At 68.7% G+C, this 25172-nt stretch carries 29 protein-coding genes; 3 read left to right on the forward strand and 26 right to left on the reverse strand.

The genetic code is table 11. The annotated features are described in order from the left end of the window. Positions 1–125: 125 nt before the first annotated feature. From LCH29_RS20060 to LCH29_RS20175, 24 genes are all read right to left on the reverse strand, one after another. Complete coding sequence (locus LCH29_RS20060; RefSeq protein ID WP_446463112.1) at positions 126–539, reverse strand: hypothetical protein; 414 nt, start codon at positions 537–539, stop codon at positions 126–128. Positions 540–643: 104 nt separating this feature from the next. Next, the gene (locus tag LCH29_RS20065) at positions 644–1027 is read right to left on the reverse strand and encodes a RapZ C-terminal domain-containing protein (RefSeq protein WP_446463113.1); all 384 of its coding nucleotides are present in this window, start codon (positions 1025–1027) and stop codon (positions 644–646) included. 87 nt (positions 1028–1114) lie between these two features. After that, entirely contained in the window at positions 1115–3721 is a 2607-nt protein-coding gene (locus LCH29_RS20070; protein WP_446463229.1) for a DNA translocase FtsK 4TM domain-containing protein, read from the reverse strand. Positions 3722–3809: 88 nt separating this feature from the next. Next, the gene (locus tag LCH29_RS20075) at positions 3810–4304 is read right to left on the reverse strand and encodes a Pycsar system effector family protein (protein ID WP_446463114.1); all 495 of its coding nucleotides are present in this window, start codon (positions 4302–4304) and stop codon (positions 3810–3812) included. After that, positions 4301–4531 (reverse strand): hypothetical protein, encoded by a 231-nt coding sequence (locus LCH29_RS20080; RefSeq protein ID WP_446463115.1) that lies wholly within the window; start codon positions 4529–4531, stop codon positions 4301–4303. The genes LCH29_RS20075 and LCH29_RS20080 overlap by 4 nt, the downstream gene beginning before the upstream one ends. Positions 4532–4767: 236 nt before the next feature. Further along, complete coding sequence (locus LCH29_RS20085; protein ID WP_446463116.1) at positions 4768–5382, reverse strand: hypothetical protein; 615 nt, start codon at positions 5380–5382, stop codon at positions 4768–4770. Between the two features lie 44 nt (positions 5383–5426). Further along, positions 5427–5780 (reverse strand): hypothetical protein, encoded by a 354-nt coding sequence (locus tag LCH29_RS20090; RefSeq protein ID WP_446463117.1) that lies wholly within the window; start codon positions 5778–5780, stop codon positions 5427–5429. Then, positions 5777–6127 carry a hypothetical protein gene (locus tag LCH29_RS20095; protein ID WP_446463118.1) on the reverse strand — a complete coding sequence of 117 codons (351 nt, stop codon included), beginning with the start codon at positions 6125–6127 and terminating at the stop codon, positions 5777–5779. Before LCH29_RS20095 ends, LCH29_RS20090 begins: the two co-directional genes overlap by 4 nt. Before the next feature lie 195 nt (positions 6128–6322). Further along, a complete protein-coding gene (locus LCH29_RS20100) occupies positions 6323–7006 on the reverse strand; it encodes a hypothetical protein (protein ID WP_446463119.1) in 684 nt (227 codons plus the stop codon). Between the two features lie 42 nt (positions 7007–7048). Continuing rightward, entirely contained in the window at positions 7049–7393 is a 345-nt protein-coding gene (locus LCH29_RS20105; protein ID WP_446463120.1) for a hypothetical protein, read from the reverse strand. Next, on the reverse strand, positions 7386–7739 hold the full coding sequence (locus LCH29_RS20110) for a hypothetical protein (protein ID WP_446463121.1): 354 nt from the start codon (positions 7737–7739) through the stop codon (positions 7386–7388). Before LCH29_RS20110 ends, LCH29_RS20105 begins: the two co-directional genes overlap by 8 nt. A 129-nt stretch (positions 7740–7868) precedes the next feature. After that, positions 7869–8390 (reverse strand): hypothetical protein, encoded by a 522-nt coding sequence (locus LCH29_RS20115; protein WP_446463122.1) that lies wholly within the window; start codon positions 8388–8390, stop codon positions 7869–7871. A 95-nt stretch (positions 8391–8485) separates the two neighbouring features. Continuing rightward, entirely contained in the window at positions 8486–8719 is a 234-nt protein-coding gene (locus LCH29_RS20120; RefSeq protein WP_446463123.1) for a hypothetical protein, read from the reverse strand. A 43-nt stretch (positions 8720–8762) separates the two neighbouring features. Continuing rightward, positions 8763–11339, reverse strand: a complete 2577-nt coding sequence (locus LCH29_RS20125; protein WP_446463124.1) for a hypothetical protein — start codon at positions 11337–11339, stop codon at positions 8763–8765. Positions 11340–11423: 84 nt separating this feature from the next. Next, the gene (locus tag LCH29_RS20130; protein WP_446463125.1) at positions 11424–11816 is read right to left on the reverse strand and encodes a hypothetical protein; all 393 of its coding nucleotides are present in this window, start codon (positions 11814–11816) and stop codon (positions 11424–11426) included. A gap of 2 nt (positions 11817–11818) precedes the next feature. Beyond that, complete coding sequence (locus tag LCH29_RS20135; RefSeq protein ID WP_446463126.1) at positions 11819–12247, reverse strand: hypothetical protein; 429 nt, start codon at positions 12245–12247, stop codon at positions 11819–11821. A 1122-nt stretch (positions 12248–13369) separates the two neighbouring features. Then, positions 13370–13741 (reverse strand): hypothetical protein, encoded by a 372-nt coding sequence (locus LCH29_RS20140; RefSeq protein WP_446463127.1) that lies wholly within the window; start codon positions 13739–13741, stop codon positions 13370–13372. 241 nt (positions 13742–13982) lie between these two features. Beyond that, the gene (locus LCH29_RS20145) at positions 13983–15647 is read right to left on the reverse strand and encodes a DUF2637 domain-containing protein (protein WP_446463128.1); all 1665 of its coding nucleotides are present in this window, start codon (positions 15645–15647) and stop codon (positions 13983–13985) included. Positions 15648–16047: 400 nt separating this feature from the next. Then, entirely contained in the window at positions 16048–16437 is a 390-nt protein-coding gene (locus tag LCH29_RS20150; protein WP_446463129.1) for a hypothetical protein, read from the reverse strand. Between the two features lie 100 nt (positions 16438–16537). After that, entirely contained in the window at positions 16538–16705 is a 168-nt protein-coding gene (locus LCH29_RS20155) for a DUF5999 family protein (protein WP_446463130.1), read from the reverse strand. Between the two features lie 157 nt (positions 16706–16862). Next, positions 16863–17120, reverse strand: coding sequence for a WhiB family transcriptional regulator (locus LCH29_RS20160; RefSeq protein ID WP_446463131.1), 258 nt, complete (start codon positions 17118–17120; stop codon positions 16863–16865). Positions 17121–17403: 283 nt separating this feature from the next. Next, a complete protein-coding gene (locus LCH29_RS20165; protein WP_446463132.1) occupies positions 17404–17688 on the reverse strand; it encodes a hypothetical protein in 285 nt (94 codons plus the stop codon). A 358-nt stretch (positions 17689–18046) separates the two neighbouring features. Beyond that, positions 18047–18535 (reverse strand): ATP-binding protein, encoded by a 489-nt coding sequence (locus LCH29_RS20170; protein ID WP_446463133.1) that lies wholly within the window; start codon positions 18533–18535, stop codon positions 18047–18049. A gap of 221 nt (positions 18536–18756) precedes the next feature. Next, entirely contained in the window at positions 18757–19437 is a 681-nt protein-coding gene (locus LCH29_RS20175; RefSeq protein ID WP_446463134.1) for a hypothetical protein, read from the reverse strand. Positions 19438–19932: 495 nt separating this feature from the next. On the opposite strand from LCH29_RS20175, the gene LCH29_RS20180 reads away from it, so the two are divergent. Further along, a complete protein-coding gene (locus LCH29_RS20180) occupies positions 19933–20691 on the forward strand; it encodes a GntR family transcriptional regulator (protein WP_446463135.1) in 759 nt (252 codons plus the stop codon). Positions 20692–20770: 79 nt separating this feature from the next. Here LCH29_RS20180 and LCH29_RS20185 read toward each other — a convergent pair whose 3' ends face one another. Then, on the reverse strand, positions 20771–21025 hold the full coding sequence (locus tag LCH29_RS20185) for a hypothetical protein (protein WP_446463136.1): 255 nt from the start codon (positions 21023–21025) through the stop codon (positions 20771–20773). Positions 21026–21267: 242 nt separating this feature from the next. On the opposite strand from LCH29_RS20185, the gene LCH29_RS20190 reads away from it, so the two are divergent. Both LCH29_RS20190 and LCH29_RS20195 read left to right on the forward strand, forming a co-directional pair. Further along, positions 21268–22701 (forward strand): helix-turn-helix domain-containing protein, encoded by a 1434-nt coding sequence (locus LCH29_RS20190; RefSeq protein WP_446463137.1) that lies wholly within the window; start codon positions 21268–21270, stop codon positions 22699–22701. 35 nt (positions 22702–22736) lie between these two features. Further along, on the forward strand, positions 22737–23912 hold the full coding sequence (locus LCH29_RS20195; protein ID WP_446463138.1) for a helix-turn-helix domain-containing protein: 1176 nt from the start codon (positions 22737–22739) through the stop codon (positions 23910–23912). 195 nt (positions 23913–24107) lie between these two features. On the opposite strand, the gene LCH29_RS20200 is transcribed toward LCH29_RS20195, so the two are convergent. Further along, positions 24108–24746, reverse strand: coding sequence for a hypothetical protein (locus LCH29_RS20200; protein WP_446463139.1), 639 nt, complete (start codon positions 24744–24746; stop codon positions 24108–24110). Positions 24747–25172: the final 426 nt, after the last annotated feature.

A 25172-nucleotide genomic window follows, 5' to 3' on the forward strand; every position in this document is an offset into this window, starting at 1 on the left:
GAAGCACAGCCTGGCCAACCTCGCTCCGTGCACCATCGACGAACTCGCAGCCCTCACCCGCACCCGCCTCAAACGCCTGCAGTACCGGCCAGACGTCCTTGACGGCTTCATCGCCGAGACCGGACTCATCCCAGACCTGCCATGACGTCACCCCGAACCGAAAACCTCAGTAGCGTCTCCAGGACGCCCCCGGGGACGCGGCGGTCCGCGATGTAGTGGGTGATGCCCGAGACGGCCAGAGCAGCGGCAGCGGCACCGGGATGGACACGGATACCGAGGGCGCGAGCGCCGATCCCGGCCACGACGGCTTGCGTGGCCGTGTAGGTCACGCAGTGGTGCAAGCACGCATTCCTGCCGTCGGCCGCGCCGTGTGTGGTCTTCTCCTTGGTCTCGGGGTGCTCGTAGGTGACGGGCGCCGCGTCCGAGGCGCCCTTCACCTGGGCGCAGAAGGAGTCCTGAATCCAAAAGTCGCCGAGCTTGGCGCCAGCGCGGGCCAGGCCCAGCAGGGCGGCGAACACGGCAGCGTTGCGGTGTGACATGTGGGGTCCCTTGTCTGGTCTGCGGGATGGTGGAAGAGCCGGGCTGCCCGGCCCTCCGCGCCGCCCCACCGGGTGTGGTGGGGCGACACGGGAAGCCGTCAGAGTCAGCGGTGGGCGACTGGGCGATGCAGGTCGCGGTGGCGGAGGCGGACTTGGTGCCCGCGGCGGCGGAGGCGCCGGGCCAGCAGGTGGGCCGTGACACCGGCCCGGTGCCTTCCGCCAGCGCTGCCGACCGCGATGTGCAGGGAATGCTGGGCGGCGCTGGGGCCACGGGCGTAGGACTGGGCCTGGGCGACAGTGGCGGCAAGCAGCTGCCGGATGCCGGGGGTGCGGCGTACGGCCCGGATGACGCGGCGGTCGCGGGCGGTCAGGGTGCGCAGGCTCGGGTCGACCTGCGGGTCGCGGAAGTGGGGCAGGTCGAGGGTGATATGCGCGTCGGTGGGGGCGGGTCCGTGGAGATGCCCGAACGAGGTGATGCGGATGTCCATGGGGAGGGTCTCCGGTGAGGGTGGGTAGGTCGACGGGTCAGTGCGCTGGCGCTCGGCTCACGGCGTACGCGCAGCAGCGGGAGTGGCTCATCGCGGCCGGTCTCCGCCAGTTGTGGTTTGGACCCGCTCTTGGAGGCTGTCGGTGTCCGCGCCTTCGCCTTGCGCGCTGTCGGGTTCGGGACGGAGCGATGCCAACACCCCGTCCAGCTCGTCGCGCTTGACGAGGACGTCGCGCGCCTTGGAGCCCTCGCTGGGCCCGACGATGTTGCGGGACTCCAGGAGGTCCATCAGCCGTCCGGCCTTGGCGAAGCCGACACGCAGCTTGCGCTGGAGCATGGACGTCGAACCGAACTGGGTGGAGACGACCAGCTCGGCTGCCTCGCACAGCAGGTCCAGGTCGTCGCCGATTTCCTCGTCGATCTCTTCTTTCTGCTGAGTGCCCACGACGACGTCGTCCCGGAAGTCGGACGCCGTCTTGTCCTTGCAGTGCTGGACGACGGCGGCGATCTCGTCCTCGGTGACGAACGCGCCCTGCATACGGGCAGGGGTGTTCGCCCCCATCGGCAGGAACAGCCCGTCGCCCTTGCCGATCAGCTTCTCCGCGCCGGGCTGGTCGAGGATGACGCGCGAGTCAGTGAGCGAGGAGGTGGCGAAGGCGAGCCGTGAGGGGACGTTCGCCTTGATCAGTCCGGTGACGACGTCTACCGACGGCCGCTGGGTGGCGAGCACCAGGTGGATGCCGGCCGCGCGCGCGAGCTGCGTGATGCGCACGATCGCGTCCTCGACATCCCGCGGGGCGACCATCATCAGGTCGGCGAGCTCGTCGACGATCACCAGCAGGTACGGGTACGGCTGGAGCTCCCGCTCGCTGCCCGTCGGCGCCTTCACTTTGCCGCTTCTTACGGCTGCGTTGAAGTCGTCGATGTGCCGGAAGCCGTACGCCGCGAGGTCGTCGTAGCGCAGGTCCATCTCGCCTACGACCCACTGGAGCGCCTCGGCGGCCCGTTTCGGGTTGGTGATGATCGGCGTGATCAGGTGCGGGATGCCCTCGTAGGCGGTCAGCTCGACCCGCTTGGGGTCGACGAGGACCATGCGCACCTCCTCGGGGGTCGCGCGCACCATGACGGAAGTGATCAGGCAGTTGATGCACGACGACTTACCGGACCCGGTGGCTCCGGCGACCAGGATGTGCGGCATCTTCGCGAGGTTGGCCATGACGTAGCCGCCCTCGACGTCCTTGCCGAGCGCCACCAGCAGCGGGTGGTCGTCCTCGGCGGCCGCGGCCAGCCGCAGCACGTCGCCGAGGTTGACCATCTCACGGTCGGTGTTGGGGATCTCGATGCCGACCGCGGACTTGCCGGGGATCGGGCTGATGATCCGCACCTCCGGGCTGGCGACGGCGTACGCGATGTTCTTCGTCAGTGCGGTGATCCGCTCGACCTTCACGGCGGGGCCGAGCTCGACCTCGTAGCGCGTGACCGTCGGCCCGCGCGTGAAGCCGGTGACGGCAACGTCGACCTTGAACTCGGAGAAGAGGGTCGAGAGCGAGGCGACGACCGCGTCGTTGGCGGCGCTGCGCGCCTTACCGGGCCCCCCGCGCGTGAGGAGGTCGAGCGCCGGCAGGGAGTAGGTGGTGTCGTTGGACAGCTGGAGCTGCTCCGTGCGCGCGGGAAGATCGCGCTCCTCGCCAGCAGGCGGCGCCTTGGTGAGGTCGGGGACGGCCCGGGGGGACGGCATCCTCTCGTGCGGCTGTGTGGCGGTGGGCGCCGGTGTTGCTGCGGCCGTGAGTTTCCCGCGCCGGGGGAGGGCCTCCTGCTCGACGCCGTCGGGATGGTACGCCTCCCCGGCGGACCCACTGCGGCTGGAGCGCGTGGGCAGCGCCTCGCGCTTCTGTTCCGCGCATCGCTCGTCATCGCTGGACACGTTGGCCGTCTGCCCCTGGACGACGCCGAGGCGCGCGGCGAGCGCCCGCAGCCGCTGCGGGACGGCGTTGACCGGGGTGGCCGTGACGACCAGCAGCCCGAAGACGATGAGCAGCACCAGCAGCGGTACGGCCAGCACGTCGCCCATGGTGTGCGTCAGCGGGGCCGCGACGCCCCAGCCGATCAGGCCGCCAGCGTCCCGTATGCCCTGCATGCTGTCGCTGCGGGCTGGCGAGCCGCAGGCGATGTGGACCAGCCCGAGCACACCGATGACCAGGGCAGACAGCCCGATGACGACATGGCCGCCGCCCTCAGGCTCCGTGCGCCGGATGATGCGCACGGCGATGACGCTGAGCAGCATCGGCACCAGCAGGTCGAGGCGGCCGAAGGAGCCGGTCACCAGGATCTCAACGAGATCGCCGACCGCACCCCGCGGATCGGCCCAGGTGCCCGCGGCGACAACCAACGCGCTGCCGAGCAGCAGCAGCGCGACACCGTCCTTGCGGTGCGCCGGATCGAGGTTCCTGGCGCCCCGCCCCATACGGCGGAAGAACCAGTACACAATCCTGGTGCTGGGCGTCGGCTTCGGTGCGGCCTTCTTGGCGGGGTTCCTCTTCGCGGCGGGCTTCTTGGCCGGTGACCTTTTTGCCGCGGCCCTCTTCACGGGGGCCCTTTTCGCGGCAGTCGTCTTGGCTGGTGACCTTTTCGCAAGAGGCTTCTTCGCGGCGGGCTTCTTGGCGGGGGTCTTCTTCACGGCGGTCTCCAGGGAGATTGGTCAGGCAGGCGGTGCAGGGGTGGATGACGGGGCCGGGCACGGCGGTCGTCTTCCGGCGTCGTCACCTGACCCGGGTCTTCTGCTGTCAGGCGAACGCAGTCACGATGAGCGCGAGGACGGCGAGAACGATGAGGACGACGGCCGCCAGCGAAAGGCGGATGGCACGCCCCAGCCCCTGGAACTTGGGCAGCGCGATCTGGGAGAGGACCCGGACACGGTCCGCCCGGCGGTCGTCGCTCATCTCGGCGAGGATCTGCTGGGTGTCGCACGTGGCCCAGTAGGGGAAGCTCGCGCGGTCCGCGCAGTGCAGTCGGGGCAGGACGACGAGCAGCAGCAAGATGGTGGAGGCGGCCAGAGCGAGGACCGCGAGTCCACCCGCGACGAGGCACAGCAGGGGGAGATCCTTGTCGGCCGACCCCACCAGGCCCGCGATGACTGCGCCGTTGAAAGCGAGGAGGAAGGAGGTTTTGTTGTCGGTGCGACCGATCTCCGATGCCACGGTGGCGAGTGCGTCTTTGAGGTTCTGGTCGACGAGCGAGTGCTGAGTGCCAGGCTCGGTGGTAGTCGAAGATGGGTTCACCGGGAGGTCTCCTTCGTCTGCCGCGCGGCCGGCGCCGGAGCTGGCACGGGCAGGCCCAGGCGCTGCGCGAGCGCGTGGCGGGCCTCGAAGTCATGGGCCTGGTCGTGGATGAACTCGGCGACCGTACGGAGACGGCCGCGCAGCTTCTGCAGGTCATTCTCGGCGGCGCGCAGGGCGTTGGACTGGGGTAACGGAGTGGTGTCCGTGGCCTCGGAGTGGCTGGTCATCAGGATTCCTGTAGGGGATCGGAGTGTGAGCGGGCGGACGCCAGCGCGGAACTCGCGGGTCCGCCGCCCGTGGGGTGTTTCCGTCGCCCGTCCCATTCGTGGACAGGCGTTGGTGAGTCGGACGCCGGCACCGGCACCGTCGCCCTCCCTGGCGGGGAAGGACGACGGTGTCGGGCGGCCCGCAGGGGCCCACGGGGCTGCCGGTGGCGGCGAGCGAGGCCGCGCGAAGGGGCCGGTCAGCTCTCGGGCGGGGACACGACGTAGTAGTAGAGAGTCGTGTGGTCGTAGTCGCTGCGCTGTACGACGAACACATCGGGCCGGTCCACGGCCAGATGCTGGAGCTCGGCTTCAACCCACTCGTTGCTGCGCTGGAGGGCGAGGCGGTGAACGTCGAGGTAGCTGACCAGGATCTGGACCCTGTCGGCCCTGCGCTGCCAGCTGAGCACCCACTTGCGTAACTGTTCGCGGGCGCTGTCGTCGTCCGGGCGGTCCGGGATGGCGCGGGACAGTGCCCGGCAGCTGGTGGCGTGCTCGGTGGCGATGCGGTTCGCGTCCGGCAGCTTCAAACCGCCGAAGACGATGCGGTCCGGGCTCTGCGCGACGCTGAAGTGGCAACCGAGGCAGGCCACGACGTGACAGCTGCTCTCGCCAGCGGAGTAGACGAGGACGATCGCGCTCATCGCCTGGTTCCAGTGCCGCTCGACGACGGTGACGCCTTCAGGCGTCCAGGTCTCGCCGATCTCCGCCCTCGGCTCGATGACCGGGGGCGGCTCAGCGGACGCGCGACGGGTGCGGTTGAACAGCGCGAGGACCATGGGCTTGGACTCCTTGTCGAGGCGGGATGACAGCACGCAGTGGCCCGGTGAGGCCTGATGCGGCTGGCCGGTGGGGTCGTTCAGCGGGTGCGGCGGGCGGCCATGCAGCGGCTGCAGAGGAAGCGGCACTCCGCACTGGAGGTATCGGTGGTGCAGGTGCCCAGCTCGGTGAGGGCACCGCACGCGGCGCAGGCCGGTCCGAGCAGCTTGCGGAGTTCCTCAAGGTGGTCGGCCAGGTCGGCGCGCTCGTCGGGGCGCATCTCGGCGATGATCCGATGGGCGGCTTCGCGGTTCCCGGTGCCTACGGCGGCCAAGGCCGCGTTCCCTGCGGCCTTTGGTGCGGTGATCGCGGCATCGACGTCGTGGACGGTGTCGTCCTGGAGCATGTCCACGGCCGTGACCGCTGCGAGCGCGGTGTCGGTGGCGACCGTCATACGTCGTCGCCGGCCGCGTCCGCGTGCTCCAGGACGAGCGTGGCGTAGGTGGAGTCGCCACCGCCCAGGAGGCGTACCGCCTTGGAGAGCTCGATCCACCCCTCGGCCCGTCCCAAGTGGTAGGGGCACGGCTGTTCCAACGACTCGCAGGCGGGGCACAGTTCGGGGTCGGTGTGGTGTTGGGGCAGCCCCTCCTTGAGCTGCTGGACGCGGTCGCGCAACTCCAGGTACTCGCGGATGAGCGTGTCGACCGCGTAGGCGCCATCGCCGTCCATTCCGGCGAGGATGCGGTGGGCGTCGCGTGCGGAGTCGAGGACGTACGACTCGGCGTCGGGTCCGAGGGTCATGGTCGAGGAAGTCCTTTCCGGACAGGGTGCCCGGCGCCCCACGCTGTTCGCCCGAACCGGTCGTGGGCAGGGGCGGGCGGCGGAGACGGCCGGCAGGCGAAGTGGCTGGGAGGGCAGCGGCGCGTTGGCTGTTCCGGCTCCCTGCCCGCCCCCGGCCCCCGTGGTGGCGGGGGTCGAGGGGCGGACAGGCAGGCGTCAGTTCGGCGACGGCGGCAGGTACGGGAGGACGTAGGGCAGGTACCGGGGCTGCTCGGGCTGCGGCGTGTGGATCTCCGCGCGGACCTCGACCTCGGGCGGGGGCGGCGCCTCGTTGTACACGTCGACCTGGACGAAGGCGGCCGGGCGCAGGCGCAGGCCGCGCAGCGCAAGGCCGGACAGGGCGACCCAGGCGAGGAGGGCGAGTCCGGCAGCGACTTGGCGTCCGGGATCGGGGGTTCCGATCCACACCATGATCACGGTAGTGGCGCCCCACATCGTCCAGGTGAGCCGTGCGGGGCCGTTGTAGAAGACCCCGGTGACGAATGAGGCGAAGCCAACGGCCTGCCAGACGCTGTAGGTGGCGCCGGCGGTGATGGGCAGCGCCTGCGTGTGGGTGAGGAGGTAGTGTCGCACCGGCTGGTCGATGGTGGCCAGCGTCCCGTCGATGGTCGCGGCCCATCCGGGGACGTGGGGCACGACCTGGCCCAGCAGCCAGGCACCCACGAGGATGATCCCGGCGCTGAAGGCCATGTGGCGGACGGTTTCGTGCCGCCACAGCTTCGGCAGGTGCGCCCAGCCCTGGCGGGCCCGGCCGGTCACCCAGCCGCGGACCTGCTGTAAGCGGTGCCACCGGGGCGCACGCTCGTGGCGACTGTTCCCGCCGTCGGGGTTGGTGGTCATGGTGGGTGTCCCTCTCTTCACGAAGCGCACGACGGCGCGGAATCAGGTGGTCGTGAGGTCGGTGCGGACGTAGCGCTGCAGAACGGCGTCCCAGCGGGCGTGGGTGAGCAGCCGGTTGAAGTCTTCGATGGCGTCCTTGGTGCCGGCGGGGCACGGGATGAGACCGAGCTCGGGGTCCTCGATGAGCCACCAGTCCCACTCACGGCATTCAGCGGCTCCGACAAACTCGCCGCTCCAGCGGCTGGCGCACGCGCCGGCGTGTTCGCATACCGCGCGCTGACGGCCGGTGTCCGGGCAGTGCGCGTGGTCGCAGCCCTCTTCGTGCAGTTGCCCCGGCGCGGCGGCGCAGTCAGGGCAGTTGAACGGGTGCGGGTCGTGGTCAGCCATGGAGCAGTTCCCCGGCGACGACGGTGTTCTTCGAGACGAGGAGTCCGGGGCGGCCGGAAGGACGCTCGGTGACCGTCCAGCCGTCTTTGCGCAGCAGGTCTGCGTAGGTGGCGACGAGAACGTGTTCCTCAGCCTCGACGTCGGCGAAGGAGCGGCCGTTGAAGGCGCTGGGGAACGGGGCGCGGTGGCAGACGCGAGTCTGCGCGGAGCCGGGTGCGCCAGGGGAGCAGAGAAATCCTGCTGTGGCGACGGCGCCGGTCGTGTCGAAGGTTGCTGGCAGGTGGCGTGTCAGGAGGAGCGCGGTCACAGCCGCGGTCTCGTCCTCGGATGGATCCGTTGGGTCCATGTGCATCCTCATCCCGTCGGCGGGGGCTGGTCCGGCTCCCTGCCCGCCCCCGCCCCCCTCGTGGCGGGGGTCGGAGGGTGGACAGGCAGGCGTCAGCGCGTAGTGAGCTGGTGGTGTCCGGCGGGCTGGCTACTGCTGGCCGTCGGTGAGCTGGTTGTTGGTCCGCCCGAATCCGCGGGTGTTGGTGTGCAGTTCGGTGTGCTGCACGTAGACGGTGCCGGTGTACTGGGTGACCGTGAGGTCAGGCAGGGCGGAGGCGCCGTCTCGGAAGGCTCGCCCGATCATGCGGGCGGCGGCGCCGATCGCGATGAACACTCCTGCGGCACCCAGGCCGGCGAGGATCAGCTGCATCGGGCTGACGCTGGACAGCTGCCACAGCACCAGGGAGATGGCGCCGCCGACCGGCAGCGCCCCCCAGGTGTAGACGATCACGAGGGTGGCGTGGTCGGTGGTCTTCTGGGACATGGGGGGTCGTCCGTGCTGGGCGAAGGGCGCGGCATCTCCCGCGGTGGGTTGGGCCGGTGCGGGAACGATGTCCTTGTACCGGGTGGCGATGGGGGTGGTGCTGCTGTATCCCTCGGCGATCAGTCTGATCGACTCGAACTCCTCCTGAGCGGTCAGCTCCCGCCCGTGTTCGCGGTGGTCGTCCATGGGGTGTGACTCCTTGCTGTGAAGCCGAAGGCGTGGAAAGACGCAGGGAGGCGGCCCGCCGCATCAAGCGGGCCGCCTCCCTGCCGGGCGTCGTCTTACTTGGAGGAGACGTTGTTGACGGTCTCGCTGAACCCGGCCGCTCCGTGGCCGAACATCTCCTGGACCTTCTCGACGGTTGACGTGCCGAGGGGCGTCATCATCACGAGGATCCAGAACACCGAGACGGCGGCGACCTCGCGCTTGCGGAAGCTGCTGTCCTTCTTCATCCAGATGGCGATGCCGATGGCGACGAGCAGGGCGAGTCCGGAGGAGGTGAGAGCGAACGTCATGGCTGATCTCCGATTTCTGTGAAGGGGGGGAAGGGGCAGGGGGTCAGGCGTCGATCGGCTCGACGGTGTGCCAGTCGCGGTCGATCTTGGTGAGCTTTCCGAGGCGTTCCAGCCGCTTCGTGGCGCCTGCGACGTTGGGCGGCTTCAGGGCGGTGACCTTGGAGATCTCGCGGTTGCGTCGGGCTCCGCGGTCGACGGCGTGCCAGACGAGCTCGGAGCGGCTGGGTGGCACCAGCGCGTCCAGGTCCTCGTCCTCGTCTTCGTCGTAGAGGACGACGTCCGTGCCGCCGGGGATGGCCGGCACGGGGGCGAGGTCGACGACGGTCGTGTTCTTGCCGCGCTTGGCGTCTTCCTGCTTGACCAGGTCGCGCAGGAAGACCTCTTCCTCGCCGGCGTCCATGTGCCGGTACTCGTCCCGCCGCAGGTAGGCGATGCCGGCGGGGCTCATGTCGGCTATTGCGTCTGCTTCGGCGGTAGTGAGGGTCGGCCGGGGCAGTTCGCGGGCGACGCGCACCGGGTTGGGGTGGAACATCATGCGGGACTGGGTGTACTGGTCGGCGCCGTCGGCGATGTAGCCCAGGCCGCCGGTGCCGGAGCCGTTGGGGAAGGTTTCCGGGATCGGCTCCAGGCGGAACTTCGGTGTCCTGGAGCCGAGCGACATCACGTCGATGTCCGCGCGTGCGGTGCGGAACAGGGCGATGTTGCCGGACTGGAGCATGTCGCGGATGGCGTTGGCGTGCTTGTTGGTTCCGATGGAGTCGAGGTTGGGGATCTGGACGTAGGTCCGGGCGCCGATGCCGGCGGACCGTGTCTGGCGGCCCAGGTTGGACACGGCAGCCAGGAGCGGGTTGACGTGGTCCTTGACCGGGTCCATCACCATCTCGTTGAACTCGTCCCAGGTGACCTGCATCGGGGCGAAGGGCTCGCCGGGGACGAAGAAGCTGCGGCCGTTCATGACGTAGCCGTCGGCGTCCTGCCACTGCATTTTCATCTGGGTCGAGAAGCGGAACTTGCCGAGGTCGACGGCGGCCTGGCCCATGAGCATGGCGCCGTAGTGGCTCTTGACCATCCAGTCGAGCTCGTGGGTCCAGGAGGCGAAGCCGGCGCCATACTTGCCGTCGGCCAGCCATCCGACGATCCCGTTGATCATCTGGGCGATCAGGAGGGTCTCCTCCAGGCTGCTCTTGCCGGAGCCGGTGGTGCCGGAGGAGAAGGAGTGCACGGCGGACATGCCCTGCTGGCCGGTGAGCCCGAATTTCCCCTCGTTAGGGATCATCAGGCGCCACCGGGCAGCATCGCCGTAAATGTTCTTTCCGACCGTGACGTAGCCGCGGTCGTCCATGACCAGCGCCTGCGGGTCCAGGGGGACGCCGTCCTGGAGCGGGTTGATGGACATCTCGTTGACCTCGACGCGGCGGGCGTCGATCACCCGCAGGTGCAGGTGGGAGACGGCGTCCTCACCGTCCATGTCGAGGGCCTGGGCGATGGCGAGGGGCTGCACGTCGGCGACCGAGGAACCCCGGCGCGGCATCAGCAGCTTGAAGCGCCGGCCGAACTCGGTCTCCTCCGCGTCGTACAGCTCGCTGCCGTGGTAGGGGCTGTACTCCTCCCACACGGCCGACAGGTCATTCATGTCCAGCTCGCCAGTCCTGTTGCGCAGTTTGACGGTGAGCTTGGCGCGGGAGGCGGCCATGTCGTCGGGGCGGTAGATGTTGACGGCCCGCGGCGGGACCTCGAACGCGATCGACACGGAGTCCTGGGCGACGCCGAGGGCGGGCCGGGCGGTGGTGGAGACGATGATCGCGGTCAGCCGGTCCTCGTCCAGCCGGACGTCGGTGAGCGTGGACGCGGGCAGCGGGCCCTGGTCGCAGGCGATCCACTCAGCCCAGCGGGCCAGGTACCAGTCGATGCCGTCCGGGTGTGCGGCGGCCGCGGGCGTCGCCGAGTCCGGCAGGGCCCACATCCGCGCTCCCCAGGTCGCCGCGGTGGAGGCGACGACGAGGCGGGCCCACCAGGGCACGTCGATGTAGCTGCTGGCGGGGATCGCCGCGAGCGGGCCGGCCCGCAGCGCCATCTCCGTCGGGCTGTAGCGGCGCCACCAGGCGCGCTCCCAGTCGGGAAGGCCCTTGGCCCAGATGGCGCGCAGCGTCGCGGAACGCTTGCGGTAGGCGTCGGCTTTCGCCGCGCGGACCAGGGCGGCACGGTCGTCGCGGTGGCGCCAGCCGTCGGCGAGGCCGATGGTCGGCACGAGCAGGCCGTCGGATCCGACGGCGGGACCGTAGGCGTGGTCGAGGCCGAGGCGGCGGCGCATGCGGCGGACCCGACGCCGGTAGCCGCGCCGGCTGCTGCGGGCCATCCATTCCCACGGCTCGCCCTGGCCGGGCAGCCAGCGCCACGGGCCCGGGTGCATACCGAGCGCGGCCCAGCCGGCCGCGACGCCGGTGGTGCCGAGAGTGGTGTACAGCAGCGGGTCACCGGACAGCCAGCCGGAGGCGATGCCGAGTCCGGAGCCGAGGTAGAGGCCAGGGTTGTGCGTCTGGGCCATCCGCGCGCGCAGTCCGGTCAGCTCCTGGGGAGCGGTCTCTTCGGTCTCTTCCGTGGTGGGTGTGGTCGTGGCCATCCGGTCTTCTCCGTTTTCAGCGAAGACGAAGGGCGGGACCGCGGATTGCGGTCCCGCCCTTCGAGGTGGGGGTGGTGTGGGTGTCTAGCGGGGCTGGATGAACTTCGCCTGAGCCATCGGCACGGTGTGGGTGCGGTTGGCGTCCCTCATCCGGCCGTGCTCGGCCTCGGTCGCCTCCGACAGGCCCTGGGCGTTGGCCTGCAGGGAGTCGGCGCGACCGACGATGCCGGCGACGTTGGCCGCCATGGCCTCGGACAGGGTGGAGACCTCCATGTAGGCGGTCGTGGTCGGCTCGTCGACGTCCAGCTTGCCCATCGCCTCGGACAGGTACCGGGCCGAGTCGGCGCGGTCGTGGTAGCGCTTCTCCAGCCGCTCGACGGCCCGCTTGGTGAGGGCGGCCCGGACTCCGTACGCCGTCGCCCTGGCCAGGATGGCGGCGACGGTGACGAACGAACCAACAGCCTTTCCTACGCTCATGGTCAGGCTCCCCTCGTCTCGTAGACCTCGGTGTGTGCGGAGGTGTCCTCGGAGTCGACCGCGTCGCTGATGTAGGCCTCGCGTTCGGCGACCTTCTCCATGTCCAGGGCGATGTCGTAGTAGACGCCCTGGCCCGCGATCAGGTGGCCCTTGGCCCTGACCACGGCCTCGTCCTGGGCGATCGTGTTCTTCTTCAGATCGTTGAGGTGGGTGCCCATCCCCTGGTAGTCCTCCTGGCAGCGGGTGACCCAGGCCCGGAGGGACTGACCGAAGCCGGTCGCCTCCATCTCCGCGAGCAGGGTGTCGCCGCGCCCGACTTCGCGGTCGGCGCGGTTCTTGATCCGGTCGCAGCTCTGCGAGTCCTCCTTGCACATCAGGGAGAGCTCGTCGCTTTCCTCCGCGACGGATTCGTACGTGACCTCTGCTGCCATACGCCCAACTCCTTCACCGGCGGCAGCCGGTTCACTGTCTCGGATCGGTCCCGACGCAGCGCCCTCGGACGCCGCAGCCGGGCTTTCGGGTTCAGCGGCCGGGGTTTCGGGCCCGGCCGCCGAGTTTTCGGGTGCCGCCGGGGTGGCTTCCGGCTCGGCCGGAGCCGGGGCGGGTTCCGTTTCGGCAGCGCCGGAGGGCTCCTCGAAGCTCTTCGGCTCCGCGGTGTCCTTGGTTTCGGCGGCGGACTCGGGCCCCGCCACAGCCTCCTCCGGACCTGGTGAGGCCTCCGGGGCGGGAGCCGCGGGCTCCTCCACCGGAGCCGCCCCGGCTCCATCTGGCGGCGCTTCAGGGCCCGTTGAGGCCCCACGGGCCCCCGGGGAGCCATCGGCACCTGCGGGGGGCTCTGCGACCCCCTCAGGGGGCTTCTCGGAGCCTTCCGGCTTGGTGGCCTCGGCTCCCTCCTTGGGCCTCTCCAGTGAGACGCCCTTCTTGCCGTCGCCGCTGTCGGTTCCCGCGGCCGGCGGCGGGCCGGAGGGCACGGGCGGTGCGTCCGGCGGCAGGGGCACGGGCTCGAGCACCGGCGCCGGATCATCATGGCCAGCGGCTCGGCGACGCTTGCGGTATTCCCGCACCAGGCCCCGGCCAGTGTCCTGGCCCCAGGCCACACCCTGTGCGGCCCACCTCCCGGCGCGGCGGCCCATCGGGGTCGCCAGACGCTCGACGCGGGTGTGCCCGCGGTAGCCCGAACGGAACGCCTCCGGCAGCGAGAGCACCGGATCGCGCTCCGAGGCCGGCAGATCCTTCCAGGGCGACACGCTGGCCCTGGGCTCGGCCGGCGCGGAGACCCCGTGCTTGTCCGCGATCTTCTGCACGGCCTTCTCGTGCCGCGTCCGCTCCCTCAGGATGTCCCGCTGCGCCGGGGACAGCCCGACCTTTGCCTGCTCGCTCTGCGCGCCGGCCGTGTGCACGAGCCATGCGCACGCCGCGAGAAGCAGAACTTCCATCGCTTTCCCCTCACGGTTTGCAACCGGGGGAGTGAACACCTGCCCTCGTGCGCGTACGTACGCGTGTAGGGGCGGGTCGAGTTCATCTCTCTCCCGGGTGAATGAATGGGTGAACGATCACCGTGTGTGACGAACAGTGATCTGCTGGAGGGTGTCGCTCACCTCGCGCCAGGCGCGGTTGGCAACCACCGGATCGACCCTCTGCAACACGCCGCGCAGCCGGTCCAGCCGCTTGCTCGCACCCTCCTTGGACGACCGTTTGTCGGCCTGTTTGATCTCGTTGGTCCAGTACGCGGATCCGCGTTTCGAGTGACGGTCGGTGGTCCGCTGGAGGGTGTCGTTGACCTCCTTCCAGACGCGGTCGGCGACTGCCGGATCGGTGTCCTTCAGCAGTCCGCGCAGCCGGTCTATGCGCCAGGTCGCGCCCTCCTTGGGCGACCGCCCGTCCGCCCGTTTTATCTGTTTTGCCCAGTACGCGGTTCCCCCCACGTTTCCGTATTCCTCCCTTCGATCGCTGGGTCAGGCGGGGCCAAGAGGGCCGGGCGGCTCGCAGGCTGCGATGCCTGATCACCCGGCCGCTGTTTGTGCTGGTCACCTCCCGGATCACCTTCCTGGCGGGCAGGTTGGGTGAGAGGGTGGGACCCGGCGCTTCGGCGCCTTCACCGCGTCCCCGAGGTGTTGACGGCATCTCGGGGGCCGGTGGAGCCGTCGAGCAGCTCGTTCTTGCAGATCAGGACCTGTCGCCCGTGGCGAGCAGGCCGGCAACCTGTCGGGCCTGCGCGAGGACGTCCTCGACGTCAAAGGTCACCCGAGGCGCCTGGTCGCCCTCGGCGAGGTCCTCGGCCTCCACTTCCACGGACTCGTCGATGAGCGGCCCGAGATCCTTGGCCTTCCCGATCAGCCGCTTGGCGCGCGCGACGCCCATGTTGAAGCGCTCGCGGATCTTATGGATGCCGCCCGTACCGAAGGCGCCATCCGCAGTGAGGTCGGCTCGGAGCGCGCGTACCACTTCCTCGTCGCTGTACCGCTTGCCGTTCTGCTCGCCCGTACCGGCGTCCGTGTCATCGCCGGACCAGCCGCACCGGGTCGCCCCCTCGTCCGTACCGGATCCTTGCTTGTTCGTACCGTTGGGGGTCGCGTCTGTACCGCTGATGCATGCCGTACCGGCTTCTACCTGGACGGTACGGCCGTACCGCTCGTGGTCGTCAGCGCCAGTACGGGGTGCCTTCGGTGTACCGGTATGGTCCATGCCGCTGCCCGCACCGTGTACCGGTGCGGCGGTACGGTGATCCGTTTCCGTACCGGTACGGGCGGCTCGATCCGACTCTTCCGTACCGGTACGACCGTGCGGGTTGCAGGCCGCTGTACCGGTACGGCGGTCGGCGGGAGTACTGCTCGTACCGATCCGCTCCGGTACGGCGGTACCGGTACAGCGGTCCGTACCGGTACGACCGCGCGTACCGATGAGGTTGGCCAATGCCTTCTCGGCCGCGAGCGGGGTGTTGTAGTTCAGTCCGGCGAACTCGCGGGTGCGTACCCGGCGCTGTACCGCTTCCAGCACCAGGCCGAAGTCGTTGATGTCGACACGGGCCTGGGCGGTCTGGGCCCGCCGGTCAGCCCCGGCCAGACGCAGCGAGAGGATTGGCTGCCACCTGCGGGCGTTTCCGCGGTCCTGCAGGCGGCGCAGCCGGTAGAGCCAGTAGCCGGCGCGTTCGATACGGACCTGCCGGGTGGACTCCTCCTGACTGATCGTCTCGTCGGCGGCAAGCTTCAGCTGTACCCGCACCCATTCGACCGGGTGCAGCATCCGGACTGCGGCGACCTTGCGCTCCAGCCACAGCCCGAGATCACGCTTCATCTTCTCGCGGGCGGCGAGTCGCTCTTCCAGGCTGCCGAGCTCGAAGAGCACGCCGGAAATCAGCGGCCATGCCGCCCGGGCCACGCTACCGATGAACGTGTCGGCTTCAGTAGCGGAGAAGAGCGCGCTGATGCCGATCAGCAACCAGAACAGCGTCCCGGACAGCCCGGACCCATCGCCCTTGCGGGCACGCCGGCGAGCCCGCAGTCCACAGACGAGCGCGGCAACATCCAGGCCGACGAAGGGCAGCCAGTCCCAGGGACTGGCGAGGCCCATCACATCGCGGCCAAACTTCCGCAGACCCGTGGACGACAGGTATGCGGCCGCGGCGGCCACTACCAGCGTCATCAAGTCCTCGGCCCGCCGACCACGACGCTCGCGCCGCTCCGTACGCACCTCATCGTCCAGCTCCCGGTGCGCCCACGGCGGAGCTTCCGACCTTCGCTTCGCGCGGTAGATCAGCAGCGAACCCCCGGCCACGACCGTGGTGCCGACGCTGATCTGCCATCGCCCGGCCAGCCACTCGGCTGCGGCCACGAGGGAATTCATCGTTCCTCCTTTGGCAAGCGCCCCCGCCCGCAGCAGCGCGGATCGTGGACGTGAACAGGAAAGAGGGCCATCCCCGAGAGGGGCGGCCCACGCGGAGCATCTGTCCGGCTCCACTCGCCCCGCCGCTACGAGACGGGTGGAGGAGGCAACCGACAGACGGAAGAGGTCAAGAAACGGTCTAGAGGCTGTGGATCCTGTGCTCAGGTTCGAGGTACCAACAGCGGGACGACCCAGCACTTGACCAGCGAGCGCCGCCCGGATCCGGGCGGCCACTCCCTTGGCCGGGAGTCGTGATCAGAGGAGTGCCGCCCGGGTGCAGCGTCGTGGTCGATCTCGTCGTCAGGGACGTGGCGCCGGGTGGGGCAGGGCGGTGCAGTGGTCGTTGGGCTCAGGCGCGGTAGACAGGCGGGCGGACGCCGGCGCGGAGCTCGCGGATGATCGAGCAGGGGCCCTTGGTCGCGCAGTACGCGGCGTCGTCGTCGGGCAGTGGGTTGTGCGTCATGCCGAGGTTTTGCCGCGCGACGGCGTTGACGGCCTTCAACATTGCCGGGTCGAAGGGGCGGCACTGCGAGTTGCCGTCGCGGTTCACTCCGTGGCGGGCGGCGCTGACGATGTGCTGCCGCGCCTGCCGGGCGGCCCACCTGCGGTCGTGCGGGCCGTTGTTCTCGTGGACCTTCCCGCTGTCGTGGAACGTGTCCTGGTGACAGGCTGTGCAGTGGTAGGTGATCATGTTGACTGGGGGCTTCTCGGGAAGCCACTTGCCTTCGAACTCATACACGATACGGCGTACGCCGGGTGCTGGGTCTCCAGCTGAACGACCGAGCCGACGCGGGGCAGGACCGCCCGCCCCTCCATCAGCTGGTTGCGCAGGTGCGACGTCACACAGAACTCCTTGGGCAGTCGGACATCGCAGTGCCCAACGACCTCAAGAAGGTGCAGTTAACACACCAGCCTTGCTCCGGGTGGTGCGCCACGAGGTGTGCGGCCTCGCGGTCGGGGCTGTCGGCTGACGGGCAAGTGGGCGTGTGCGGGCAGGGCGCGGTCATGGGTGAACTCCCTGAGCGGTGTCGGATGAGGTATGGATCGAAGGCAGCGGGCAAGGTGGCCAGCTGCGGGATCCCTGCGTTCTCCGCCGCCACCGGAGCCCGGTAGAAACCGGTCCGGTGGCGCCCGGGCAGCGCAGGGCTACGCGTGCTGGGCTGATCAGGCGCTGGCGTTGCGCGCCCGGTTCCGAGCGGCACGGCGCTTCATGGCGCGGCGCTCGTCCTCGCTGAGTCCACCCCAGACGCCGGAGTCCTGGCCGGACTCGAGCGCCCACTGCAGGCACTGCTCCATGACGGGGCAGCGGCGGCAGACGGCCTTGGCTTCCTCGATCTGCAGCAGGGCAGGGCCGATGTTGCCGATGGGGAAGAACAGGTCGGGGTCTTCCTCGCGGCAAACGGCGTTGTGACGCCAGTCCATGGGTTCCTCCGTTGATTCGTTGGTGCAGAGCGAAGCGGGGCGGGTGGGCTACGGCTCACTGTTCGGCCGGGTACGGCGCCGGTGAGCTGGGCGTCCGTGTGGACGACAGGGCGGGTGGATAGCGCGTACGGGGTAGCCGAGGTCCATGGCGGCATTCGCCGTCGTGGCTGCTGCGCGCAGGATCGTGGCGACAGTCGGAGTGCCCAGGCCATGTGTGGTGATGGCACGGGCGGCGGCCGCCTGCGTGTCGCGGGCCGTTTGAATGAGGTGTGGCATCAGCCCGTCAGGCAGCCTGGGCGAACGCGGGCTTGCCGGGGCGGATCAGGTAGTCGGTGATGGTCCAGGCCGTGCCGATCGCGTAAGGCTCGCCCTGAGGGTGAAGCGTGTCGCGCACGATCACCGCCCACCGCGCAGCAGCCCGACCCAAGAGCCCGGCTGCCTTCTTCGGGTCCGTGACCAGCGCCAGGACCTCGTACCGCCCGCCCTCGGTCGCATAAATGGCGCCGGGGCGACGAGGGCCGATCTCGTCCCTCACGGACCTCACGGACAGCGCTGCGATGCTGGTCACGGTCGTTCCTCTCGATAGTTGACCTGCGAAAGGAACCCCCAGGGCGGCATCCCTGGGGGTCCGTTGCGTATCGGGCCCCGCCGGGCGGGGCAGTGCGTCCTGCGCACGCCTGGTGGCCGCCAGCGCGGGCGGGCACCAGGGCAGCGCAGGCTGCTTTCGGTGCGGCGCTGCCCCCGGCGAGGCCAGGAGTAGCGCGGGGGTGATCAGAGGGAGCCGTTGTGGCCACAGCTGTGGCAGGTGTAGACGCCGCCTACCGCGTCGACCGGCTGATGACAGTGGCCGCATGACCCGGACGAGATGTCCGCCGAGAGGATGGCCGCGCGGATGGCCGCGCGGACGACTAACCGTCCCAGCCTCCTCATCCCCCGGACCGCCCCTCGATCTGGCAACGGATCTCCTTGCCGAGCGGCGAGGGCTCGACGGTCCAGCCGGGGGCAAGCACATCGAGCAGTTGCAGGCCGCGCCCGCACTCCGCGTCGTCGTTCACCGTCTCCCGGCGGGTCGGCAGCAGATCGCCGCGGGCGTCGTGCACGGCCACCTCGATACCGGTGTCCGTGGCACTCGCCTCCACTACCAGCACCGTGCCGTCACCGCAGGCCCGTACGACGTTGCCGATCAGCTCGGAGACCACAAGTTGCGCGGTCTCGGCGGTGTCCTGGTCGGCGCCGTACTTCACCGGCACCGTGCCGACTAGCCGCCGTACGGCGCTGACGGTTTCCGCGTTGGCGATCATCTGGGCGACGAAGCCGCGGACGAGGTGCCGGGGGTGCAGCCCGGGAACGGTGGGAAGCTGCGGCCGCTCCTGGTGAGCGTGCCGGACACGGCGCAGCGCCTCCGGCACGCTCACATCGCTGTCTCCGACGCGTACGCGAGGAGGCGGTGGAGCTGTCATGATGATGTCCAAGGTCGATTCCTCTCCAGCGAGTTGGCGACCGACGACGGCCCCGGGGTGCGATCCCGGGGCCGTCCTCGCTTTGCTGACTGCCGTACGAGCTGGCTGCCGTACGAGCAGCCACGGCCCTGGCCACCCCAGTGCGGGTGGCCAGGGCCGTGGCTGTTCGTGTCAGATCAGATGCCGACGCGGGTCCGGCAGGTGTTGTTCGCTTCCTCGATCAGCGTGCCGCTGCGCTTGGCCGTGACCGTCTTGGTGCCGACCGTGGCCTCCTGGTGCTTCGCCCACTCGGCTGCGTTGGCCGCCTTACCCCTGGTCACCCGGTAGCGGGTGACGAGCGCGTTCACGCGGGTTTCCCTCGTGTGCTCGCGGTCGCGGTACGACTGGGTGCGCCGCAACTGCTCGTACAAGGTGGCAAGCCGAGCGCCGTCCGCGCAGCGGTGCGTGCCGCCGCAGCGGCCGACTGCGCTGCTGGCCCGGCACTTCTTCAGGTGCTCGCGGTAGGCGGTGAGCGCGTCGGAGGCGTTGACCGGGGCCGGAGTCATCTTGGTGACGGGCTTGGCCGGAGCCGGGATCGGCTTGTGGTGCTGGCGCGCGGAGCGACGGCCGGCCGTTTCCGCGTCCCCGTCCTCCAACAGCCGCTGCCACACCTCGTATGCGACGTCGACGGTGACGCGGCGGTTACTGTTCCTGCAGCGGATCGACGCGTCCTTGTGGACCGTACCGGCGTCGTGCGGCACCAGTTTCTGCACCTTGGCCCGGACGCCGGTGATCGGTACCAGCGTCCTGCATTCGGGGCAGATCAGGGAAGCGCAGGCGGGCCGCAAGTCGTACTGGTGAGGCTTGAGAGTGGACACACGCAGGGGCGGACACGGGTTGATGTTCCGGCTTCGGGCCCGGGACTTACGGAAACGAGCGGTCGGTTCAGAGGCCGGAGCGGACATACGTAACTCCTCACGAACGGAGCGGCAGAGACATGGCGCGGTGCTCTCTCCGCCCTCCAGGCCACACGGCGAACCGGGTGCCCTGCAGGACAGACAGCGCATCAGCGCTGCAACATGCACGCAGACCAGCCGAGGAACCCGGGGGAGTTTGATGGAGCTCTCGACCCCGGCCACCCCGCGAGGGGCAGACGACGTACTGCGGTGGTGCTGGTCAGGGACCGAGATTCCGGCCCCCCGAAAAACCTCGGTAACGAGGTTGCGTCCCAAGTACAACGAACCTCGGTACCTATGTCAAGTGCATCGGTACCGATGCTGTATCCTGTGCGAGCGATTTTCGACGCGATCTGCGCCCTCAAGGAGGCCTCGGTAGCAAGCCGTCCTACGATCGCTACCGAGGTAGGGAGACAGATGACGGATGCGACCGGCACGCAGCGCACCAAAGTCCAGCAGATCGCCGATGACCTGAAAGCGGCGATCGAACATGGTGAGTACGGACCCGGCGATCGGCTGCCCGGAGAGAACACGCTGGCCGCGCACTATGGCGTCGCCAGCCTCACCGCGCGCAGGGCGCTCAGGATCCTGCGCACCGAAGGTCTCGTCGAGAGCAGGAAGGGAGCTGGCGCACGCGTCCTTTCGTTCCGCCCCATCAGGCGCCGCGGCATTCCTCGGCTGGCCCGTGGCCAGTGGGGAAGCGGGAAAACGATCTGGTTGGCAGACGACAACCGTGCTCCCGACGTCGACCAGATCACAGTGCTGCAGGACATGGCTCCGCCTCAGCACATCGGCGACGTGCTTGAACTGGCGCCTGGCGAGACCGTCTGCGTGCGCAGTCGGCGGTACGTCATGGAAGGACGACCGGTCATGGTCGCAGAGTCCTATCTCCCCCAGGCGTTGGTGGCGGGCTCGCCGATCACTCAAGCCGACACCGGCCCCGGCGGCATCTACGCACGTCTGGCCGACCTTGGGCACGCCCCCGCGCGGTTTCGCGAAGAGATCCGGGTACGCATGCCCTCTGGAGAGGAAGCCGCTCGCCTGGCGATTCCTTCTGAAAGATCTGTGATCAAAGTGGCACGCACGGCGCTTGACGCCGATGGACGTGCAGTCGAGGTCAATGAGATGACCATGGATTCTGCGGCGTACGTCCTGGAATACGCATTCGATGCTTGACTCTCGGATGGTCATCGGCTGCTGCCCCCGTAGGGGCAGCAGCACGGCCTGCCCCGGTATTCGGTGGTGGCCATGGCGCTCACCGTTCCTGCCGACTCGACGCCGCCAGCAGGGCCTTAACGATCACGCCGGTGATCCCGGTCCTCGCGACGGTCATGGCGACGTCGTGGATCCCATTGATCAGCACCATCCCGACCACGCCGACGACCAGCACCGCAGTGATACCGACGACGGCTGGGCCCCACTCTCGGCGCCGCCTTGTGCTCGAGTCAGCGAACGTCAGATCGAGCGACCGACCATGCGCGTCGATCACCCAGTGCGCTTGGGCTGTCATGGTGTCCCTCTCTCATCTCTGCGACCTGCTGCTATGACACCGGTTCCGGGCGTTCATCAGCTTCCTTGCTGGAGGCACTCAGCGAGAGCTGCTGCTGTACCGGCGGTGTGCCACTCGCGTGCCACTTGTGTTGCACCCGGCGGCGTAGCCTGCTGCCGCCGTCACGTGGAGGGGATTTACTGATGCCGTCAGTGCGCCAGTGGACCGGCCAGGAAGCGACGTTCCTTCGCACTGTGATGCGGATGAGCATCCGCACGTTCGCCGAGCATCTGGGAGTCAGTGCGAGCATGGTTACGCAGTGGAAGCAACGCGGTGCTGCTCTGGTCCCGGTTGCGGCGACTCAAGGAATTCTCGATACGGCCCTGCGGCAGTGTTCTGAAGAAGAGCGCCACGCGTTCTTCGCTCTGCTGGCATCCTCTGAAAGTTCCGCAGAGGCCACTTGTGTGACGGACGTGGCTGATCAGCAACCCAAGTTGCCCCCCGGCATGGTCCGTCAAGAGCTCCCGTCTGAGGTGGCTCATAGCCAGAACGGATGGCGGGAGGTGCGGCGCTATCTGAACGCTCACCGGGAGCAGTTGTCTCGGTCTGCCGCGGAGCTGTACGAGCCCAGCCAGCGCATGGCCGGTACTCCATTGCTGACGACACCTGAGTGGGTGCCCCCGGAGCCTGTGCCGCTCGATCGCATCCGGTTGGTCTGGGCCGACGAGCCTCCGGATGTCTTGGTGGATGGCAGCGAGTCCGCGACGCTGCCAATCCGGCCGCTCCGTACGGCCACATCGCGATTCGACCGGTACACGCAGGCCATCCGCTACATCGACCGGCCGGCCTTGTTTGAGAACCGGCCGAGTTACCGGCTGACCGGCGTGGAATGGTCGGATGGCGGGGGGCAGCTGACCTTCGGGCTTGGCGCCTACTTCGACAAGCTCGACGTGTGCGAGGCGATCGGCCACGAGTTCGCCTTTGCATCTCTGGAGCGCCCCGGCGGCGCCGATCCAGTGCGCCGCCTGTGGGGGGCTCTACCGCTACGTCGAATGGTCGATGATCCGTTCGATCCGACTGTGCGGGCTGTCACGCCCGCGATCACGACACTGCTGATCCGCCGGCGGCGTGATGGTTCGGCGACGTTCCTGCTGCACTGGCGGGATCCGGCGAAGGTGGCGACAGCTGGCGGTCTGTACGACACCATCCCGGCGGGCGAGTTCCAGCCAGGCAGCGTTCTGTCTGCGCAGTCTCCGGGCGAGCTTGACCTGTGGCGGAACATCGTTCGTGAGCTCAACGAGGAGCTGTTGGGCGCGCCGGAGTTCGACGGGAGCAGCAGCCGGTCTCTGTCCGATGGGCAGTGGCCGCTGTTCCGGGCTCTCGACCGGGCCCGGGCTCAGGGCCGAGTCAAGGTCGTGTGTTTCGGCATCGGTGTGGACGCGCTGACCCTCGCCGCCACGATCCCGAGCGCCCTCGTCATCGACGATGAAGTGTTCGACCAGCTCTTCGGGGAAATCGCCGAATCCAACGCCGAAGGGATCACGGTGACCCACTGGAACGGGCAGGACACCACAGACGGCATCCCGTTCACCCAGCAAAACGTGACGCAGTTTCTCGAGCGTGAGCCGATGGCACCGCCTGGGGCCGCGTGCTTGGCCCTGGCGTGGCAGCACCGAGAGGTTCTACTGGCCCGCTGATGTGTCTCAACGATGGAACGCCGAGGAGTTCACACTTGAACACCCATGTGATGGACAGCGAGCAGCAGTGGCGGCAGGTTCGCGACTACCTCAACCTGCACCGTTTCGATCTGTCTCAGGTCGCAGTGGAAGGCTTCACGGAGGAGCTTCGGGTTGCAGGCACTCCTCTGCTGGCCCAGCCCGAATGGCTTCCGGCCTCCCCGGTGCCTCTGGAGGACGTGCACCTCACCTGGTCCGAAGATCGGGTGCCGACCCCCATCAGCGGGGCAGAGTCCGAACTCGATCACATACGGCCGTGCAGAGAGAATGGGACCCCGTACTCGTTGTATGCGGATGCGGTGGAGGCTCTCGCCCGTCCAAAGCTGTTCCAGGACCGCCAGTGCTACCGCCTGCTGGGCCTCGACTCCACCCGCCCGCAGCCACAACTGCACCTTGGCCGCGGCCGATACTTCGACGTGATCAATATCTGCGAGGCGGCCGCCCACGAGTTCGCCGCCGCCTCCCTGATGTCCGCCGACAACAGCATCCTGCCAGCCGCGTCCGCAATGCCGTTCCGTTCAGCCATCGGCGATCCGACAGATCTCAGCCGACGCCCCGTCATGGCCGCAATCAGCACCCTGACCATCCGGCACGACCGCACTACCGACGATGCCCAGTTCATCCTGCATTGGCGTGACCCTCAGAAGGTGGCCACCGGCGGCGGCCTCCACCAGGTCATGCCGGTCGGCATGTTCCAGCCCTCCCACGACGCCCCGTGGAACACGGCGAACGACTTCGACCTCTGGCGGTCGATCGTTCGAGAACTCAGCGAGGAGCTCCTCGGAACCACCGAGGACTACGGCAGCGACAGCGCCCCCATCAATTACGAGGTCTGGCCGTTCAACATGAACCTCCAGCAGGCCCGTCGGTCCGGTGACCTGCGTGTCTCCTGGCTGGGCCTCGGCATCGACCCGCTAACGTTCGTCTGCGACATGCTCACCGTCGTCGTCGCCGACTCACAGCTCTTCGACAGGACATTCTCGAAACTCGCGGCCACCAACGATGAGGGCCACCTCGTGGCAGTCGAAGACGGAACAGGTCGCTCCATCGGAATCCCCTTCCGCGCCGACCACATCAAACGCCTCACCACCCAGGAACAGATGCAGCCAGCAGGTGCAGCCTTGCTGCGCCTGGCTTGGAAGCACCGCGCAGAACTCCTCAAGACCTCGTAACTCGCTTGGACAGACTTCGGCTAGTGCCAGCCTCCCTTGAGTCTCTGCCACATTAGTTCCATTTCCTGTTTCCCGCCTTGCGGGAGGTGAGGATAACGGGCTGCCCGTCGTGCGGGAAATGCAGTGTGTTCGTCCGCAGTCGTTGGTTTTCACCGTCAGGATCAGTTCAGATCGACGCTGAGGGGCGTCAGAGCTCTACCGGGGAGGTGCAGCAAACGGATGGGCCAGGTGGCTCGGAGAGTCGTTGTTCCGCTCGGTCTCGGTTTCCACATTGCGCGGTCGCAGTGCGCGAAGGGCGGCTTGGAGAGTCGGCTCGTAGTCGCCGGGGTCCCAGCCGTCCGGAACGGTCACCTTCGTGCGAAGTCTGTCCTCGCCAACGCGGTGGATCTTGCAGTCGACGAATGGCACGAGACCGAACTTGCGGGCGTGGAGGAGGACCGGCTTACCTGCCTTGACGATGTCGATGACCTCGAGCCGGGCGACTTCACCCAGGCGGTAGACGTGGCCCTTGAGGCCGCGCTTGGTGGCGCCGACGACGACCAGGCCGTCGAAGGTCGGGGCCAGATCCTTCCACTTCTCCGTGTAGTTCTCCGGCGTGAAGACGTCTTCGAACTGCACCAGCTCCACGCCCGGGAGGCGGTGGCGGATCTTCGCCAGCCGCTCCTCCCACTGCCGGCGCCGCGCGATGTGCGGGGAGGCGCAGACGTAGACGCGTACGGGCTCGCCGGGCTTCCGTGCCGCGCGGATCTTCTTCATAGCCGCGATGTAGGCGCGCTGCTGCGCGGCCGTCGCGTACGTGGCCAGGGGAGTATCCGTCGCAGAGGAGTTAGGCATGGCGTTCATCATGCCCTGATCGGCTGTCACCGCAGGCGCGAGCATGGGGAGATGCTGTTTCACTCGTATGGTCAACTTCCTCGCGTCGCCCCCTCCGCGGAGGGTGATCGAGGGGGTAGGGTGAGTCCGATCAAGGTCTACGTGAATATAGAAAAGCCCCCAGCGCCTGGTAAGCCCTGGGGGAGTGGAGAACCTGATTGGAGGCTCTCGGTGTTCATGGCACCACTGTACCCGCGGGCCTTCGCCCGCACACAAGATCCCCGCCATCTTCGCGATCACTCGCGCTGCATGTCAGCGGGGCTTTTCTGTGTACAGGCACACCCCGACCAGCCCTCGGTGGAGGGGGTCGAGATGACTTAGGTCTGGGGGCGGCTCAGCCGCCCGGGGCCGCCGGGTGATGCCACTCACCTCGGCGTAGCGCCCCAT

Source organism: Streptomyces sp. BRA346 (assembly GCF_052851135.1).